Here is a 15248-nt window from a genome sequence, read left to right as displayed (position 1 = left end):
GAATTCCCCCAAACACGCGGATCAAAACAATGAAGATCAAGAATTCGCTCAAGTCGCTCAAGGCTCGTCATCGTGACAACCGCCTCGTTCGTCGCAAGGGCCGCATTTACATCATCAACAAGCTGAACCCGCGCTTCAAGGCTCGTCAGGGCTGATTGAGCGTTGCGCAAGGCTCGGCAGGGTACCTGTCTTTGAGCCTTCGCGCGGGATCACCTGGGTGATCGCACAAAGTTGCTTTGATCTTCTGCAATGGCGGGCTATTATGCCCGCCATGCGCTTTTTTGCTATGGCCTGCGCGGCACTGCCGCTTTCCATCGTTTTGCTCGCTTCCGCTCTTCCGGCCGCAGCCGCGGAAAAGGACGTGCTCGTCGAGCAGCCCGACGCGAACCTCTCCCCGAAGCAGCACATCGACCAACTCTTCGCGCAGTTGAAGCGCGAGCGTGATCCGGACAAGGCAAGCGGCATCGCGGCCGAAATTCGTGCCGAGTGGAACGATTCGGGCAGCGCCACCGTCAATCTTCTGATGCAGTGGGCCGACAAGGCCATGGAAGAGAAGCGCACGCCCGCCGCACTCGACTTCATCGATCAGGCGATCGCGCTGAAGCCCGATTACGTCGAGAGCTGGAACCGCCGGGCAACCCTCAACTACACCGTCGACAGCTACCGCAAGGCAATGTCCGATATCGAGCATGTGCTCGACATCGAGCCCCGCCATTTCGGCGCGCTCGCCGGCATGGCCGCGATCCTCACCGAAACCGGAAACGACCAGGCCGCGCTGAAAGCCTGGGAACGCTTCCTGGAAGTCTATCCGGCGAACCGCAACGCGCAGGAGCAGATGAACACCCTCTCCGAAAAGCTTGCCGGCAGCCGCACCTGACTTGAACGTCGCATGTCCTTGAAGGTGAACCACCAAGGCCAATCTAACGTATGGCACCACAGTCCTGCCGCAGGTTGAACCATGCTTGCTCTCGTTTCCACCCTCCTCGCCCCTTTGGCCGCCGCGATCGGCTATTCCTCGTATAAGGCTCGCCAGTTCGAGCAGGCCTATCCGAATATCGGCGAGTTGACCGATATCGGCGGCTACCGCATGAACGCCGTCCATATCGAACGCCCCGAAACCGCCGACCTGCCAGCGCTCGTCTTCATCCATGGCGCCAGCGGCAACCTGCTCGACCAGATCGGCGCTTTTCTGGAGCCCTTGCGCGGCCGCGCCGAAATGCTCTTCGTCGACCGGCCCGGTCACGGCTATTCCGAACGCGGCGGGCCCGATAACGCCCTGCCCTCAGGCCAGGCGGACGCCATCGCCGCACTGATGGAAAAGCGCGGCATCGACAAGGCGATCATCGTCGGCCACTCCTTCGGCGGCGCCATCGCTGCCGCCTTCGGTGTTCGCCACCCGGAAAAGACAGCCGGCTTGCTCTTTCTCGCGCCCGCCACACACCCATGGCCGGGCGGTGTTGACTGGTACTATCACGTCTCCACCGCGCCGGTAATCGGCTGGCTATTCAACCACGCGCTCGTCGTGCCGCTGGGCCTCAGACGCCTGGAGCGCGGCACCCTCAACGTCTTCCGTCCCAACCCACGGCCGAACGACTATATAATGAAAACCGGCCCCTCGCTGGTGCTGCGCCCCGCCACCTTTCACAACAACGCAGCCGACTTCGTGCGCCTGCTCGATTACTTCAAGACGCAGTCGCATCTCTATGTGAACATATCCGCGCCCACGGTGATCATCACGGGAGACAGCGACGACATCGTCTGGGAGCATCTGCACTCGCAGGGCCTCGCCCGCGACATCGCCGGTTCCGAACTGGTCAAGATCAAGGGCGTCGGCCACAAGCCCGATTACCTCGCGACCGATGTCGCCATCGCCGCGCTGGAGAAAATCTCGGGCCGGAACCGCGACCTACAAGCCAGCGCGCGGATTGCCGAGGCAAGGCTGGCCGCATCCTCCGCGCCTGAAACCAGATCGCAGACCACCGCGCAGCCAGCCCCGACGCGCCGGCCCGTCGCCGCGCCCGACCTGCAGGGCAGCACTTAGCGCACGCCGCGCATTGTCTGCCACGCCTGCAACCCCATATCTTCCCCATAGCCGTCCAACGAGGGGAACATCATGGACCGCCTTCACATGAAATCCGCAGCCCTGCTGGCTGCCCTGTCGCTGACATTCGCGCCACTCACGACAGCGCTTGCCGCCTCTCCCGCGCCCGTCGAGGCCGAGCACGGCATGGTCGTCACCGCCCAGCATCTGGCGACCGATGTCGGCGTCGAGGTACTGAAGAATGGCGGCAACGCCGTGGATGCAGCGGTTGCCGTCGGCTATGCGCTGGCCGTCGTCTATCCGACAGCCGGCAACATCGGCGGCGGCGGCTTCATGACCATCCGCATGAAAGATGGGAAGACCACCTTCCTCGATTTCCGCGAACGCGCGCCGCTTGCCGCCACCAAGACCATGTATCTCGACGCCAAGGGCGATATCGTCCCTCGCGCCAGCCTCGACGGTTACCTAGCCGTCGGCGTGCCGGGTTCCGTCATGGGCTTCGAGACTGCACGCGAGAAATACGGCAGCAAGTCGCGCCAGGATCTCATCGCCCCCGCCATTCGCTACGCCAAGGACGGCTTCACGCTAGAACAGGGCGATGTCGCCTCGATCGAAGGCAGCGCCAAGCGGCTGGCCAAGGACGAGGCGGCCGCCAAAATCTTCCTCAAGCCCGACGGCAAGCTCTTTACGTCAGGCGAAAAGCTGGTCCAGCCGGAACTGGCAGGCGTGCTCCAGAGCATATCGGACAAAGGCACCGACGCCTTCTACAAGGGCATGCCGGCGGACGCGATCGTCAAGGCCAGCCAAGACAAGGGCGGCATTCTCGCCAAGGCGGACTTCGAGCAATATCAGGTGCGCGAACTGAAGCCGGTGGAATGCAGCTATCGCGGCTACGACATTATCTCCTCGCCCCCGCCCTCCTCCGGCGGCGTCATCATCTGCGAGATCCTCAACATCCTGGAAGGCTATCCGCTCTCCTTCCTCGGCTACGGCTCGGCCGAGACCGTGCACCTCATGACCGAGGCCATGCGCTACGCCTATGTCGACCGCAATGCCGCCCTCGGCGACCCCGATTTCGTCGACAATCCGGTCAAGACCCTTCTCGACCAGAACTACGCCAAGGCTATCCGCGCCAAGATCGACATCAACAAGTCGGGCACCTCTGCCGACCTGAAGCCGCTCGGCGCCAAGGAAAGCACCGAGACCACGCATTACTCGATCATCGACGACGAGGGTAACGCGGTCGCCGTCACCTACACGCTGAACGGCTCCTTCGGCGCCGGCGTCGTCGCGCCCGGCACCGGCATCCTCCTCAACAACGAAATGGACGACTTCACCTCCAAGCCCGGCGTTCCCAATCTCTACGGCCTCGTCCAGGGCGAAGCCAACGCCATCGCGCCCAAGAAGACCCCCCTCTCGTCGATGAGCCCCACCATCATCACCAAGGACGGCAAGCCCTTCATGGTGATCGGCAGCCCCGGTGGCTCGCGCATCATCACGATTACGCTGGAAGCCATTCTGAATGTCGTCGATTTCGGCATGGACATCAGCCAGGCCGTCAACGCCCCGCGCATCCATCACCAGTGGCAGCCCGACAAGATCTATTTCGAGCCCTACGCACTCTCGCCCGACACGATCCGTGCCCTCATCGCCATGGGCCACACTATGGATGACGGCAGCGGCCCGCCCGTCTGGGGCCAGGCCGCCGGCATCCTCGTGGGCGGCAAGAGCCTCTCGGCAATCGAAAAGGGCGGCGGCGCCCGCTACAACGGCGCCATGGACAGCCGCGCGACCGAGGGCTCGGCCGGCGGCTACTGAGGCCGTCATCGGCCCAATCATCTAATCGTCGTGCGGGCGTATTCGGCCTTGATCGTCACCAGCGGCTTGGCGCCGGCGACGCTCGGCCGGGCGCTGTCGATCAGTGATGCATTGGCCGTGACGGTATAATCGACCGGCACCGGCTTGCCGAAGTCGAGATAGCTGTCCACCGAATGCGCCTTCAAATCGATAGTCTCGTCGGCGTTAAGCTTGTCGTAGACCAGATGCGCCCGGAGCGCCGCGCTGTCGATCTTGACCGTCGATGCATGGCCGGAAAGCGTCACATCAGCCGCCTTGCTCGACAGCCCGAGCCTTGAGAAATCGCCGTCGAACCGCGCCATGACAGCCTGCTGCTCGATTTCGACGGAACCACCGGCCGGAATATTGGCTCTCACCTCCGGCGAGCAATCGGAAAGATCGAACCAGCGCGTCGAAGCCACCGCGATCGAAAGCGTCGTCCCGTCGATCCGCATCTGGCTCTGGTCCTCGCAACCGCTGAAGAACCAGCTCGAATACCAGCGGCTGAACCAGCCGTCGCGCCGGCCCCGTGTCTCGGCCTGGTAGGGCTCGTCGGCATTGGTGCTGATCCTGACTGAACTGGCATCGCCGGTGACGACGACAGACCTGATCGCCGATACATCGATGGTTTCGCCTACACGCCAGCCGTCGGCGTAGCTCGCCACCAGCGTCATCAGCAGCAGTGGAATGGTTATGATGATCATCATGGGTGCATCTCCTTGTGGAACACCGCTCCCATCGAGCGGCTGACCCAAGGTGTCTCGAGCCACGCAAAATCGAGACCTCGATCGCAATCCGGGTCGCCCGCGATTGCGATCGAGGTCATTGTCGTGCTCATATCTCTTGCCTGCTGCTGGACCCGACCCATGATCTTCGTGCCGCTGCCCTTCGTCGTTACGCTTCTGCTTGCCATCCTGCTGGTCCGGATGGTGAGGCAGAGCGACGGCCTCGCGCCGGAAAAGCGTCCCTTCCTGATCCTGGCGCTGCTCTATGCGCTGCAATCCGTTCTCATCGGACTGCGCTGGGGCTATGACGTCATTGCGCTCGTTCCCGGGCAAGCGGTGCTTGCCACGCTGATTGCCGCCTTCGCCTGGATCGGCTTCAGCAATCTCGCGCGCGAGACCCCGGCCTCGTGGCTCCGGCTCTGGCCACATCTGCTGCCCGCGCTTCTAGTGATCGTCCTGATGACCTTCTGGCGCGAACCGGTCGGCGCCGTCATCACCATCACCTTCGCCGCCTATGGCATCGCTCTCTTCTGGCTCGCCCGCTTCGGGCCTGACGGGCTCGTCTCCTCACGGCTCGACGGCGCGCTGCTGTCCTATCGCTCGCTGCTGATCACCGGCTTCGCGCTCATCGCCTCCGCTGCCGCCGATATCGTCATCAGCTTCGACTTCTACCGAACCGGCGGCGCCCATGCCGGCGCCGTGGTCGCGGTCGGCAATGTCATTTCGCTGCTGGCGCTCGGCACGGCGGCGGCGGTCGCCAGCAGCAGCCAATCCGTGGCACCGGCCCCGGCGCCTGAGCCGCCGGGTCCGGCCGCGGTGATGGGTCCATCGGAAGAAGACAACGCCATCGCCCGGTCGCTTGATGACCTCATGCGCTCGCGTGAGCTCTACCGCGAACCCGAGCTCAATCTCGGCCGCATCGCCCGCAGGATGAACTTGCCCGCACGCCGCGTTTCGATATCGGTCAACCGCGTGCACGGCATGAGCGTCTCGCAATATGTCAACGACTTCCGCATCCGCGAAGCCTGCGATCTGCTGACCGGCACCGACGAACCCGTCACCCGGCTGATGTTCGATTGCGGCTTCATCAGCAAGTCGAATTTCAACCGCGAATTCCTGCGTGTGACGGGGATCAGTCCGACCGAGTATCGCCGCCGCAACCAGATCCGCCCTGCCGCGATGGAGCCTGTCCCGAAGACGGCGCTTTTCGTGTCACGGTGACAAAGCAGCCGTTCACAACGCATAGTCGGCATCCTATTCATATTGGGCATTGTCATTCGAAAAGAGCTTCCATGGTCAGCATTGAAATGATCGTCGCCGCCCGCGCCCGCCTGCGCGGACATGCCCGCCGCACGCCGCTCCTCTCCTCCCCTTTCCTCGACGAGATTGCCGGCCGCCGCCTGTTCATCAAGGCCGAATGCCTGCAGCACACCGGCTCCTTCAAGTTCCGCGGCGGCTGGTCCGCCGTCTCCGCGCTGGAGCCTGCAGTGCTGGAACGCGGCGTTATTGCCTTCTCTTCCGGCAACCACGCGCAAGGCGTGGCGCTGGCCGCTAAGCTGCACGGCGTCCCCTCGGTCATCATCATGCCGTCGGACGCCCCGAAGCTGAAGATATCAAACACCCGTGCGCTCGGCGCCGAGGTCGTGCTCTACGACCGCGCCACCGAAGACCGCGACGCGATCGGCGCACGTCTGTCCGAAGAGCGCCGGCTGACGCTGATCAAGCCCTTCGACGAACCGCAGGTGATCGCCGGCCAGGGCACGACCGGTCTGGAGATCGCCGAGCAGGCGGAAGAGGAAGGCGTCACATCGGCCGAAGTGCTGGTTCCCTGCGGCGGCGGCGGCCTGACCTCGGGCATCGCGCTGGCGCTGGAAGCCAGCACGCCGGACTTCCGCGTCCGCCCCTGCGAGCCCGAAGGCTTCGACGACACGACCCGCTCCTTGGCCTCGGGAAAGATTGAGCACAACGCTACCTTGTCCGGCTCGATCTGCGACGCCATCATCACGCCACAGCCCGGCAACATTACCTTCCCGATCCTCAAGCGCCTCGCCGGCCCGGGCATCGTCGTCACCGACGAGGAAGCGCTGCGCGCCATGGCGCTGGCCTTCACCCGCCTGAAGATCGTCGTTGAACCGGGCGGCGCCGTGGCGCTGGCCGCAGCGCTGTTTCATGGAGAGCAGTTGCAGGAAGATGCCGCGATTGTTGTGACCTCGGGCGGCAATGTCGATGCCGAGATGTTTGGCCGGGCGCTGGCGCAGGGGTAGGATCGCGGACCAGAGGTTGGCTGCGGGATGTAGCTACGAGACCGAGAGGTCGGCGCGTGCGATACCTGTCTTCAAGACCGAGGTCTCTGTGGGCGTATTATCCCCTCTGCCCTGCCGGGCATCTCCCCACAAAGGGGGAAGATCGACTCGTAGTGAGCTTTGCGCCAAACAATGAGCGTGGAGCGAACGGGCAAGCCCAGCCAATCTCCCCACCTGTGGGGAATATGGCCGGCAAGCCAGAGGGGGTATCCCGCCCAATGAGCCTGCGGCGAACTCACCCGCCGAGCCGAAACGAACGGCACCTCACCAAGCCCGAAATTACACCCGATCAACCGGCTTCCTCCCCCTCCGCAAGCCCCCGCCGTATCGCCACCTCCACCGGGCAATAATCCCCATCCGCCCGCTCGAGCGCAAACGAGTGCCGCAAGCCGAGCGCCGGCTGCGCCATGAAGCGCGGGGTCTTGCCGCGATGCATCTGCGCCGCCTGCACCAGGAACGGATGGCAGAGATAAACCGTACCCGCCGCGCCCGTCGCCAGTGCCTGCGGCCGCTCCGCCCCCATCTGCTCCAGATACATATGCGACCGCCCCGCCTCGCCCGCCGGCGCCAGATAGCGCGCCATGTCCTTGTGCGATCCCACCCGGATACGCGTCGGCGCATCCTCCTCGCCGACATCGGAAAACAGAAAGAGCATCAGCAACGCCCGGTCGCGCGAGATGACATTCACCCGCCACGCCGAGAAATCGCTGCGCTCGTCGGGATTCCCCGTCTCCCCGGCGAAGCTCAAATCCACATGCCATCCGGCATCCCCGGGATCATCGGTATGTGGAAACCGTACCGGAAAGCTGCCGAGCCCGTCGCGCCGCATCCACCGCCCCTTGCCCACCAGCTGGTCGAAAGCCTGATGCAGCACCGGCGTGTTGGCCGCCGCGGCAAAAGGTCCGCCGCCATAGCCGGGAAGCCTGATGACGGGATGGGTCCAGGTTGAGGGATCGTCGCGGTCGCAGGGAATGTCACGCCACATGATATCGCGCGCCTGCTTTGCCAGTTCGCGTGGAAAGGCATTGTCGATACGGATAAAACCGTTTTCGATGAACATCTCGATGTCGGCCGCGCTGAGAACAGGCGGATAGGTTTTGTCGGTCATGGAAAAATTGCTCCATCTGCGCCTCCCCGGAGCGTCGCTCGTCTGACAGGAAGCGGATTTCGGTCAAGCGCTACTGCCGGCCGAAGAGCCGGACTGAGGTCGCGTCTTCAGGGCCACAGTGGTGGCCGAGCCTTTAGCGACTCAAGAAGAAGACCGAAGCGATGTTGAGCGTGAGCGTCATCATGATGGGCAAAGGCTAACAGTGGCCGGCCAACGGGTCAACCGCACCCTTACCGCGCCATTCGTACCGCACTGACGGCAGCGGGCCTTGCAACCTCGCCAAGCAAATCGGCAACCGACTGCCGCACCAGCCCAGCCAGCCTTGCCACCGCCGGCGCGCTCTCGGCTTCGGCGCGGTGCAGGACAAGGCCGAGCCCAGGCAACTCAGGCAGCGCCAGCTCTCCCAGCGCCAGCGGCCGAACCTTCGCGGGCAAGCCGATCGGCGTGCGAAGGGTAATGCCGAGTCCCGCCGCCGTCGCCGCCCACAAACCGCCGAGGCTGGGGCTGACGAAGGCGAGTCGCCAGGAAATGCCCGCAGCATCCATCGCCTTGGTCGCGGCGCTACGCAGCAGGCAGGGCGCCTCGAGTGCCGCGAGCGGCAGCGGTTCCCCGCTGGCCCGGTCCCACCACAATGACGTGGAGGCCGAGCCGATCCAGCGCATCGGTACCTCGCCGATCCCGTCGCAGTGCGGTGTCAGCGTGCCATCGCTCCAGGCAAGCGCCAGGTCGAGCTTGCCCGCCGTGACCCGCTCGATCAGCTCTGCGTTTCGCACCACCCGCGCCTCGATCCGCACCTTCGGATGCGCCCGCGCGAAACGGCCGAGCACATCCGGCAGCAGCGTCTCGCCGAAATCTTCCTGCAGGCCAAGCCGCACCCAGCCTTCCAGCTCGACGCTATTCACCGCGGCTGCCGCCTCGTCGTTCAGGTCCAGCAGGCGTCTTGCGTAGCCAAGCATGGTTTCGCCGGCATCGGTCAGCGCCAGCCCGCGGCCGGATTTGCGGAAGATCGGCGTGCCCGCCTGCTCCTCCAGCTTCTTCAGCTGCGCGCTCACAGCCGAGGTCGAGCGCCCCAGCCTGTCGGCGGCGCGTGCAAAATTGCCGAGCTCCATCCCGGTCACGAAGGTTCTGAGAACATCGAGATCGAAGATCGTTCGGCGCATCGCATAGTCCACATTTTCAGGATCGACGATCCGTTATATTCTGATTTTCGGTATTATCGTGCCGTGCGATCCTCTCCCTGTCAACATCAAGGGAAAGGAGGCACACATGCCCTTCGTTCGTATCTCGCTTCTGCAAGGCAAGTCGCCAGACTACATCGCGGCCCTTTCCGAGAGCATCCACCGCGCCATGGTGGAGACGTTCAACGTGCCGCCGGCCGATCGCTTTCACATCATCCACCAGCACGATCGGGGCGAACTGATCTTCGACCGCAACTATCTTGCCGGCCCACGCTCCGACGATTTCGTGCTGATCGCGATCACCGCCGGCAAGCCGCGCCTACCGGAGACGCGCACGGCCTTCTTCAAGCGCGCGGTCGAGCTGCTCGGCCAGTCGCCGAGGCTGCGGCCGGAGGATGTTATGATCGTAGTCAATACCACCGCACCGGACGAATGGTCGTTCGGCAATGGCGGGCAGCAGATGCTGGAGCCCGGTTGGGAGGCGCGCACTATGGAGACCGCGCCATGATCGCCATGCAATACAGCTTCACCCTGCCCGCCGATTACGACATGGCGATCATCGATCGCCGCATCCGCGACAAGGGCCCGATGCTCGATCGCTTCCCCAACCTCGGCTTCAAGGCCTATCTCACCGCGCGCAAGGACGAACTCGGCGCGACCGACAATCTCTACGCGCCGTTCTATCTCTGGCGACATGCTGAAGGGGCCAGCGATTTCCTTTGCGGCCCCGGCTTCGAGGCCGTAAGCCGAGCCTTCGGCCGGCCCAAGGTGGCGACCTGGATCGTCTGGTACGGCGATGTGGCCCCGGATGTCGCGAAGGCGCGCTTCGCCACGCGCGAAGTCCTGGCGCTGGACACACACGTCTCGCTCGCAGCCGTGCGCGAGAAAGAAACAGCCCGCGCCCGTGAACGATTGGCAGAGCCCGATATGTTTGCCTCCGTCGCCGCCTTCGATCCCTATGGCTGGACGATGGTGCGTTTCGCGCTGCACTCGGACGTGCCGTCGATCACGTCGGCAGAGACTTACAGCGTTGGTCACGTCTCCCTGCCCTGATCGGCGAAACAGACTGCCTCGCAAGACAACAAAAAACCCGCCGCCCTCGTCAGGCGGCGGGTCTTGTCTATTCAGACAACAGGGATCAGATCCCGCTCTGGCCGTCCGAGCCGATATAGGCGATGCGGATCATGTTGGTGGCGCCGGGGGTGCCGAGCGGCACGCCGGCCGAGATGATGATGCGGTCGCCCGGCTTGCCGAAACCCTCGTCGGCGACGATGCGGCAGGCGCGGTTGACCATATCGTCGAGGTCGGTCGCGTCATGGGTGACCACGCAGTGCAGGCCCCAGACGATCGCCAGGCGGCGGGCCGTCTGGATGACCGGCGAAAGCGCCAGGATCGGAACCTGCGGACGCTCGCGCGAAGCGCGAAGGCCCGTCGTGCCCGAAGACGTGTAACAGACGATGGCCGACAGCTTCAGCGTTTCGGCAATCTGGCGAGCAGCCAGCGAAATCGCGTCGGCGCCGGTTGCTTCCGGCTGGGCGCGCTGCGCGTAGATGATACCAGGATAGTGCGGCTCGCGCTCGATGGCGCTGGCGATCGATGCCATGGTAGCGACGGATTCAACCGGATAGTCGCCCGATGCGGATTCGGCCGACAGCATGACGGCATCGGCACCTTCGAAGACGGCGGTCGCGACGTCGGAGACTTCGGCGCGGGTCGGAACCGGCGCGGTAATCATCGATTCCAGCATCTGCGTGGCAACGACGACCGGCTTGCCCGAACGGCGGCAGGCGCGAATGAGTTGCTTCTGGATGCCCGGCACGGATTCGAGCGGCATTTCAACGCCGAGGTCGCCACGAGCGACCATGAGCGCGTCGGAAAGCTCGATGATCTCCTCGATGCGCTCGATCGCCTGCGGCTTCTCGATCTTCGACATGATGCCGACGCGGCCCTTGGCGATCTTGCGGACTTCGGCGAGATCTTCCGGGCGCTGGACAAAGGACAGCGCCACCCAGTCGACATCGTCAGTCGCCAGAACGGCGTCAAGGTCGGTGCGGTCCTTGTCGGTGAGAACGCCGACGGTCAGCAGCGTGTCTGGAAGGCTGACGCCCTTGCGGTCGGAGATCTTCGTGCCCGAGATGACGGTCGTGACGATGCTCTTGCCGTCGCACTTTTCAGCGCGCAGCGCCAGCTTGCCGTCGTCGATCAGCAGGCGATGGCCCGGCTGAACGGATTCCAGAATTTCCGGATGCGGCAGGTAGACGCGGGTCGCATCACCAGGCGCATCGTTGTTGTCGAGCGTAAAGGTCTGGCCCGGCTTCAGCTCGACCTTGGTGTCGGCGAACTTGCCGACGCGCAGCTTCGGTCCCTGAAGATCGGCGAGAATGCCGATCGGGCGGCCGGAGCGTGCCTCGACCGCGCGGATGCGCTGGATCAGGCTGCGCATGACGTCATGGCTCGCATGGCTCATGTTGATACGGAAAACGTCCGCACCGGCCTGGTGCAGCTTTTCGATCATCGATTCCTCGGACGAGGCGGGTCCGAGCGTTGCGAGGATTTTTACTTTGCGATTACGCTTCATCAATTCGGGCTTTCTTGCGTACCTGGAGTATCGGAAAGTTGGACCATCCAGCTGCCCTGGCGGCCCGTGTCATATTCCTTGAACCCCATCTTCTGATAGCCACGGGCGTAGCAATCATTGACCCCCGTGATCTTGAACTCGTTTTCCGCTACGCACATCTGCACGTCGCCCGTCCATCGACCTCCCCGGGCAGCGTCTTCGGCGTAGAGATAGTAATAGCGCGACTGCAGCTCCCCCTCGATCAACGTCGCGCAGGTCGTTGCCGGGACCTGCCACCAGCCTTCCGTTATCCAGCCATCCTTGGCGCGATAACCGATCGCCACACCCACCAGATTCTGCGTTCCGTTGCAGACACGAAAATCGGCGCGGGCCACATCGGCGATGAAAAACGGCGAGAACGCCGCCAGAACAAAAAGAGCAAAACGGGCAAACGGCCCGGAACGCGTAAGGAAACTTGGCGCGGTCTGGATCAACACGACTTCCATTCGGCTCCCGGTTATTCGTGATGGTGCCTTTCTTGCGCTGCCTCCCGGCGAAAGTCAACGCAATGCTAATCGATTATATCGTCGATTGCCCGGGCCGTGGCGGCATTGCCGCGGTGATAGCCGACCGATTGTCCGATGATTGTTGCCAGGCCCTGCTTGAACCTCTCCTTTGCCCGTGCGATCAGGAACATGCTTGAAATCATGAAACGGCATTTTCCCGCATGAGCGCCTTCAATTCCTTCGAAATTATAAGCGGAAATCATGACAGCGGCATGGTGCTTCTTGGCGATCACGCCATGAACCGCCTCCCCGAGAACTACGGCAATCTTGGCCTGCCGGAGAGCGCCTTCAGTCGCCATATCGCCTATGATATCGGCATCGAGGGGCTGGTGCGGTCGCTGTCGGAAAGGCTTGGCGTTCCCGCCGTTCTCGGCGGCTTTTCAAGGTTGCTGATCGACCCTAACCGCGGCGAAGACGACCCGACGCTGATCATGAAGATTTCCGACGGCGCCATCATCCCGGGCAATCATCCGATCACAGAGGATGAGTGGAACCACCGCATCGAAACCTTCCACCGCCCCTATCACAATGCCGTCAACGAGACGATCTCGGCAGTGGAAAACGCCACCGGCAAGGCGCCGCTGGTGCTGTCGTTGCATTCGTTCACCCATGCCTGGAAGGGCGTGCCGCGCCCCTGGCATGCGGCAGTGCTGTGGGATAGCGACGACCGCGCCGTGACGCCGCTGCTTGACTTGCTACGCGCCGATACCGATCTCATCATTGGCGACAACGAGCCCTACGACGGCGCGCTGAAGGGCGATACCATGTACCGCCACTGCATGCTGACGGGTATTCCGCACGCGCTGCTAGAGGTACGCCAGGACCTGATCTCCGAGGAGGCCGGTATCGCCGCTTGGGCGGATCGGCTGGCGCCGATCTTCGCAACCATGAACGCCGATCCGGCGCTGCATCGATACCAGGTGCATCCGTCGCGCACCGGCCCCTATTGATAAAGGAGAGCGACATGACCGCACTCACCAAGGAACAACAGACCGAATTCGAAGCCGCCGCCTTTCGTCGTCTGGTCGCGCATCTGCGCGAGCGTAGCGACGTGCAGAACATTGACATGATGAATCTGGCCGGCTTCTGCCGCAACTGCCTGTCCAACTGGTACCGCGAGGCGGCCGGAGCCAATGGCGTCGAGATCTCGAAGGATCAGTCGCGCGAGATCGTCTACGGCATGCCTTTCGAGGAGTGGAAGAGCCTTCACCAGAAGGAAGCTTCCGCCGAGCAGAAGGCCGCGTTCGAAAGCAACAACCCGCACAAATAAGCCCCGGCTTGTCGATTGCGCTTGACCCCGACGCCGCTTCGCGGCAGTCAACGCCATCCGATTTTTTCACCCCCTATCAGGAGAACACGATGTCTGATGCCCACGGCGTTGCCCGCGACCAGCTTCGCGCTTTCATCGAGCGCATTGAACGGTTGGAAGAAGAAAAGAAGACCATCGCGGACGATATCAAGGACGTCTACGGCGAAGCCAAGGGTACCGGCTTCGACACCAAGATCCTCAAGAAGGTGATCGCGCTCCGCAAGAAGGACGAGCAGGAACGCCTCGAGGAAGAAGCGATCCTCGACACTTACCTCGCCGCCCTCGGCATGATTGAAGGTCCGGCGGAAGCCTGATCGACGATGATCCATGCAAAAAGCCGTCGATGCCAATCGGCGGCTTTTTCTTTTGAACGGTCAGCCGGCGCTGTGTGCCGGCGCGTCCGGCAGCATGTGAGCCGTGGCGCCGAGCAGATCGGTCTGCGAGATGAGGCCGATCACGTGGCCGCCGGCATCGACGATGACGACCGCATGTGTGCGCCCGTCTGTGAGAGCGGGTAGCAGGCTGATGGCCGGCGCATCCGCAGTTGCGGTAACGGCGTCAGCGATGTGGCCGGCAAGCAGATCGGCTCCCACCAGTTCGCGCAGGCCAACGGCGCCGACCAGCCGGCCGTCGCGGTTCTTGACCGGCAGCGTGCGAACATTGTGCTTGAGAAGCAGCGCCCGCGCCTCTTCCGCAGTCGCGCCTTCGCCAACCGATATCACGTCACGCGACATGATATCGGCGCAGGTAACCGTTCCATGCGAGCGAACCGCCACCTCGACCTCGACCTGCCGCAACAGCCGGCTCAGGTCGCCGCGATCGATATCGAAGGTCTCCTCGAACCTTGCCAGCGCCGCATCGACATCCTCCTCGCGAAAGCCGATGCGCGTTAGAGACGGCGGATCGATCGTCTGGTGCGTATTGACGGGTGCCGCAGCCGCCACATGCGGATAGTTTCGCCGCCCGAGCTTGTGGAAGACGATGCCGAGCGCCACCAGGATGCAGGAATTGAGCGCCACTGGCACCAAGGGAAACAGCAGCCCCCAGCTTCCCACCGCCGACCCGCCGAGCACGGCCGTCAGCGCGGCGGCGCCACCCGGCGGATGCAGGCAACGGGCAAGCGACATGGTGCCGATCGCCAGCGACACGCCGACCCCGATCGCGAAAATCGGCTCATGAATGAAGTGCGAGGCGATAATGCCTATCATCGCCGAGATCGTATTGCCGCCGATGATCGACCATGGCTGCGCGAGCGGGCTGGCTGGCACCGCGAAAAGCAGCACCGCCGAGGCACCCATCGGCGCCACGATCAGCGGCAGGTGTGGGCCTTGGCCAAACAGATAGCCGCAGATCATGCCCGTCAGCGAAATACCGACAAGCGCCCCGAGGCAAGCAAACAGCCTCTCACGCAATGTGGCGCCAGCAAGAATCGGCGAGAACAGGAGATGTCGGCGGTTTGGCGGGATCGGTGAGTTTGACATGAGGAAGCACGCGATAAATTGTTGAAGGAGATGTTCGTCGAGAGTTGGCGCTACCGATCGCCGGACTGTGATCCCGATACACCGCACGCGAACAAGATAAAAGCCACCGGATCGCTCCGATGGCTTCTCTCAATTCTCAGATCG

The 15248-nt window shown here is 63.4% G+C and carries 19 protein-coding genes; 11 read left to right on the top strand and 8 right to left on the bottom strand.

What is annotated here, in order from left to right; translation table 11 throughout:
- The first annotated feature begins 29 nt into the window (after positions 1-29).
- The 4 genes from ykgO (at position 30) to ggt (ending at position 3859) form a co-directional block, all read left to right on the top strand.
- Positions 30-155: a type B 50S ribosomal protein L36 gene (gene ykgO, locus QTL95_RS08170; protein ID WP_003566454.1), complete on the top strand. Its 126-nt coding sequence runs from the start codon at positions 30-32 to the stop codon at positions 153-155.
- Between the two features lie 107 nt (positions 156-262).
- On the top strand, positions 263-877 hold the full coding sequence (locus tag QTL95_RS08165; protein ID WP_289719483.1) for a hypothetical protein: 615 nt from the start codon (positions 263-265) through the stop codon (positions 875-877).
- An 81-nt stretch (positions 878-958) separates the two neighbouring features.
- Positions 959-2041 (top strand): alpha/beta fold hydrolase, encoded by a 1083-nt coding sequence (locus tag QTL95_RS08160; RefSeq protein ID WP_289719482.1) that lies wholly within the window; start codon positions 959-961, stop codon positions 2039-2041.
- 72 nt (positions 2042-2113) lie between these two features.
- Positions 2114-3859 carry a gamma-glutamyltransferase gene (gene ggt, locus QTL95_RS08155; protein WP_289719481.1) on the top strand — a complete coding sequence of 582 codons (1746 nt, stop codon included), beginning with the start codon at positions 2114-2116 and terminating at the stop codon, positions 3857-3859.
- Positions 3860-3876: 17 nt separating this feature from the next.
- Here the strand turns inward: ggt and QTL95_RS08150 are convergent, their stop codons facing one another.
- Positions 3877-4584, bottom strand: coding sequence for a hypothetical protein (locus QTL95_RS08150; protein ID WP_289719480.1), 708 nt, complete (start codon positions 4582-4584; stop codon positions 3877-3879).
- Positions 4581-4715: a hypothetical protein gene (locus tag QTL95_RS08145; protein WP_289719479.1), complete on the bottom strand. Its 135-nt coding sequence runs from the start codon at positions 4713-4715 to the stop codon at positions 4581-4583. Before QTL95_RS08145 ends, QTL95_RS08150 begins: the two co-directional genes overlap by 4 nt.
- Before the next feature lie 28 nt (positions 4716-4743).
- Between QTL95_RS08145 and QTL95_RS08140 the strand changes: the two genes are divergently transcribed.
- Both QTL95_RS08140 and QTL95_RS08135 read left to right on the top strand, forming a co-directional pair.
- On the top strand, positions 4744-5823 hold the full coding sequence (locus QTL95_RS08140; protein ID WP_289719478.1) for a helix-turn-helix domain-containing protein: 1080 nt from the start codon (positions 4744-4746) through the stop codon (positions 5821-5823).
- A gap of 71 nt (positions 5824-5894) precedes the next feature.
- Positions 5895-6866, top strand: coding sequence for a threonine ammonia-lyase (locus QTL95_RS08135; RefSeq protein WP_289719477.1), 972 nt, complete (start codon positions 5895-5897; stop codon positions 6864-6866).
- A 328-nt stretch (positions 6867-7194) separates the two neighbouring features.
- On the opposite strand, the gene QTL95_RS08130 is transcribed toward QTL95_RS08135, so the two are convergent.
- Together QTL95_RS08130 and QTL95_RS08125 are read right to left on the bottom strand one after the other, a co-directional pair.
- Positions 7195-8013 carry a phytanoyl-CoA dioxygenase gene (locus QTL95_RS08130; protein ID WP_289719476.1) on the bottom strand — a complete coding sequence of 273 codons (819 nt, stop codon included), beginning with the start codon at positions 8011-8013 and terminating at the stop codon, positions 7195-7197.
- 230 nt (positions 8014-8243) lie between these two features.
- Positions 8244-9173 carry a LysR substrate-binding domain-containing protein gene (locus QTL95_RS08125; RefSeq protein WP_289719475.1) on the bottom strand — a complete coding sequence of 310 codons (930 nt, stop codon included), beginning with the start codon at positions 9171-9173 and terminating at the stop codon, positions 8244-8246.
- A gap of 106 nt (positions 9174-9279) precedes the next feature.
- On the opposite strand from QTL95_RS08125, the gene QTL95_RS08120 reads away from it, so the two are divergent.
- Complete coding sequence (locus QTL95_RS08120) at positions 9280-9699, top strand: tautomerase family protein (protein ID WP_289719474.1); 420 nt, start codon at positions 9280-9282, stop codon at positions 9697-9699.
- Positions 9696-10244: a DUF4865 family protein gene (locus QTL95_RS08115; RefSeq protein ID WP_289719473.1), complete on the top strand. Its 549-nt coding sequence runs from the start codon at positions 9696-9698 to the stop codon at positions 10242-10244. The genes QTL95_RS08120 and QTL95_RS08115 overlap by 4 nt, the downstream gene beginning before the upstream one ends.
- Before the next feature lie 85 nt (positions 10245-10329).
- On the opposite strand, the gene pyk is transcribed toward QTL95_RS08115, so the two are convergent.
- The 3 genes from pyk to QTL95_RS08100 all read right to left on the bottom strand — a co-directional run bounded on the left by pyk (position 10330) and on the right by QTL95_RS08100 (position 12547).
- The gene (pyk, locus tag QTL95_RS08110; protein ID WP_289719472.1) at positions 10330-11769 is read right to left on the bottom strand and encodes a pyruvate kinase; all 1440 of its coding nucleotides are present in this window, start codon (positions 11767-11769) and stop codon (positions 10330-10332) included.
- Entirely contained in the window at positions 11769-12254 is a 486-nt protein-coding gene (locus tag QTL95_RS08105) for a DUF1036 domain-containing protein (protein ID WP_289719471.1), read from the bottom strand. The genes pyk and QTL95_RS08105 overlap by 1 nt, the downstream gene beginning before the upstream one ends.
- Before the next feature lie 65 nt (positions 12255-12319).
- Positions 12320-12547, bottom strand: a complete 228-nt coding sequence (locus tag QTL95_RS08100; protein ID WP_289719598.1) for a hypothetical protein — start codon at positions 12545-12547, stop codon at positions 12320-12322.
- Here QTL95_RS08100 and QTL95_RS08095 point away from each other — a divergent pair.
- The 3 genes from QTL95_RS08095 to QTL95_RS08085 all read left to right on the top strand — a co-directional run bounded on the left by QTL95_RS08095 (position 12476) and on the right by QTL95_RS08085 (position 13937).
- The gene (locus QTL95_RS08095; RefSeq protein WP_289719470.1) at positions 12476-13264 is read left to right on the top strand and encodes an N-formylglutamate amidohydrolase; all 789 of its coding nucleotides are present in this window, start codon (positions 12476-12478) and stop codon (positions 13262-13264) included. The two genes, QTL95_RS08100 and QTL95_RS08095, sit on opposite strands and share 72 nt — an antisense overlap.
- 14 nt (positions 13265-13278) lie before the next feature.
- Positions 13279-13584, top strand: a complete 306-nt coding sequence (locus QTL95_RS08090; RefSeq protein ID WP_289719469.1) for a DUF1244 domain-containing protein — start codon at positions 13279-13281, stop codon at positions 13582-13584.
- Positions 13585-13673: 89 nt separating this feature from the next.
- Positions 13674-13937 (top strand): DUF2312 domain-containing protein, encoded by a 264-nt coding sequence (locus QTL95_RS08085; protein ID WP_018899724.1) that lies wholly within the window; start codon positions 13674-13676, stop codon positions 13935-13937.
- 60 nt (positions 13938-13997) lie between these two features.
- Here QTL95_RS08085 and QTL95_RS08080 read toward each other — a convergent pair whose 3' ends face one another.
- A complete protein-coding gene (locus QTL95_RS08080) occupies positions 13998-15104 on the bottom strand; it encodes an HPP family protein (RefSeq protein ID WP_289719468.1) in 1107 nt (368 codons plus the stop codon).
- Positions 15105-15248: the final 144 nt, after the last annotated feature.

Source organism: Rhizobium sp. S152, assembly GCF_030380735.1.
Taxonomy (GTDB): domain Bacteria; phylum Pseudomonadota; class Alphaproteobacteria; order Rhizobiales; family Rhizobiaceae; genus Rhizobium.
This window is presented reverse-complemented; position numbering and strand designations above follow the sequence as displayed.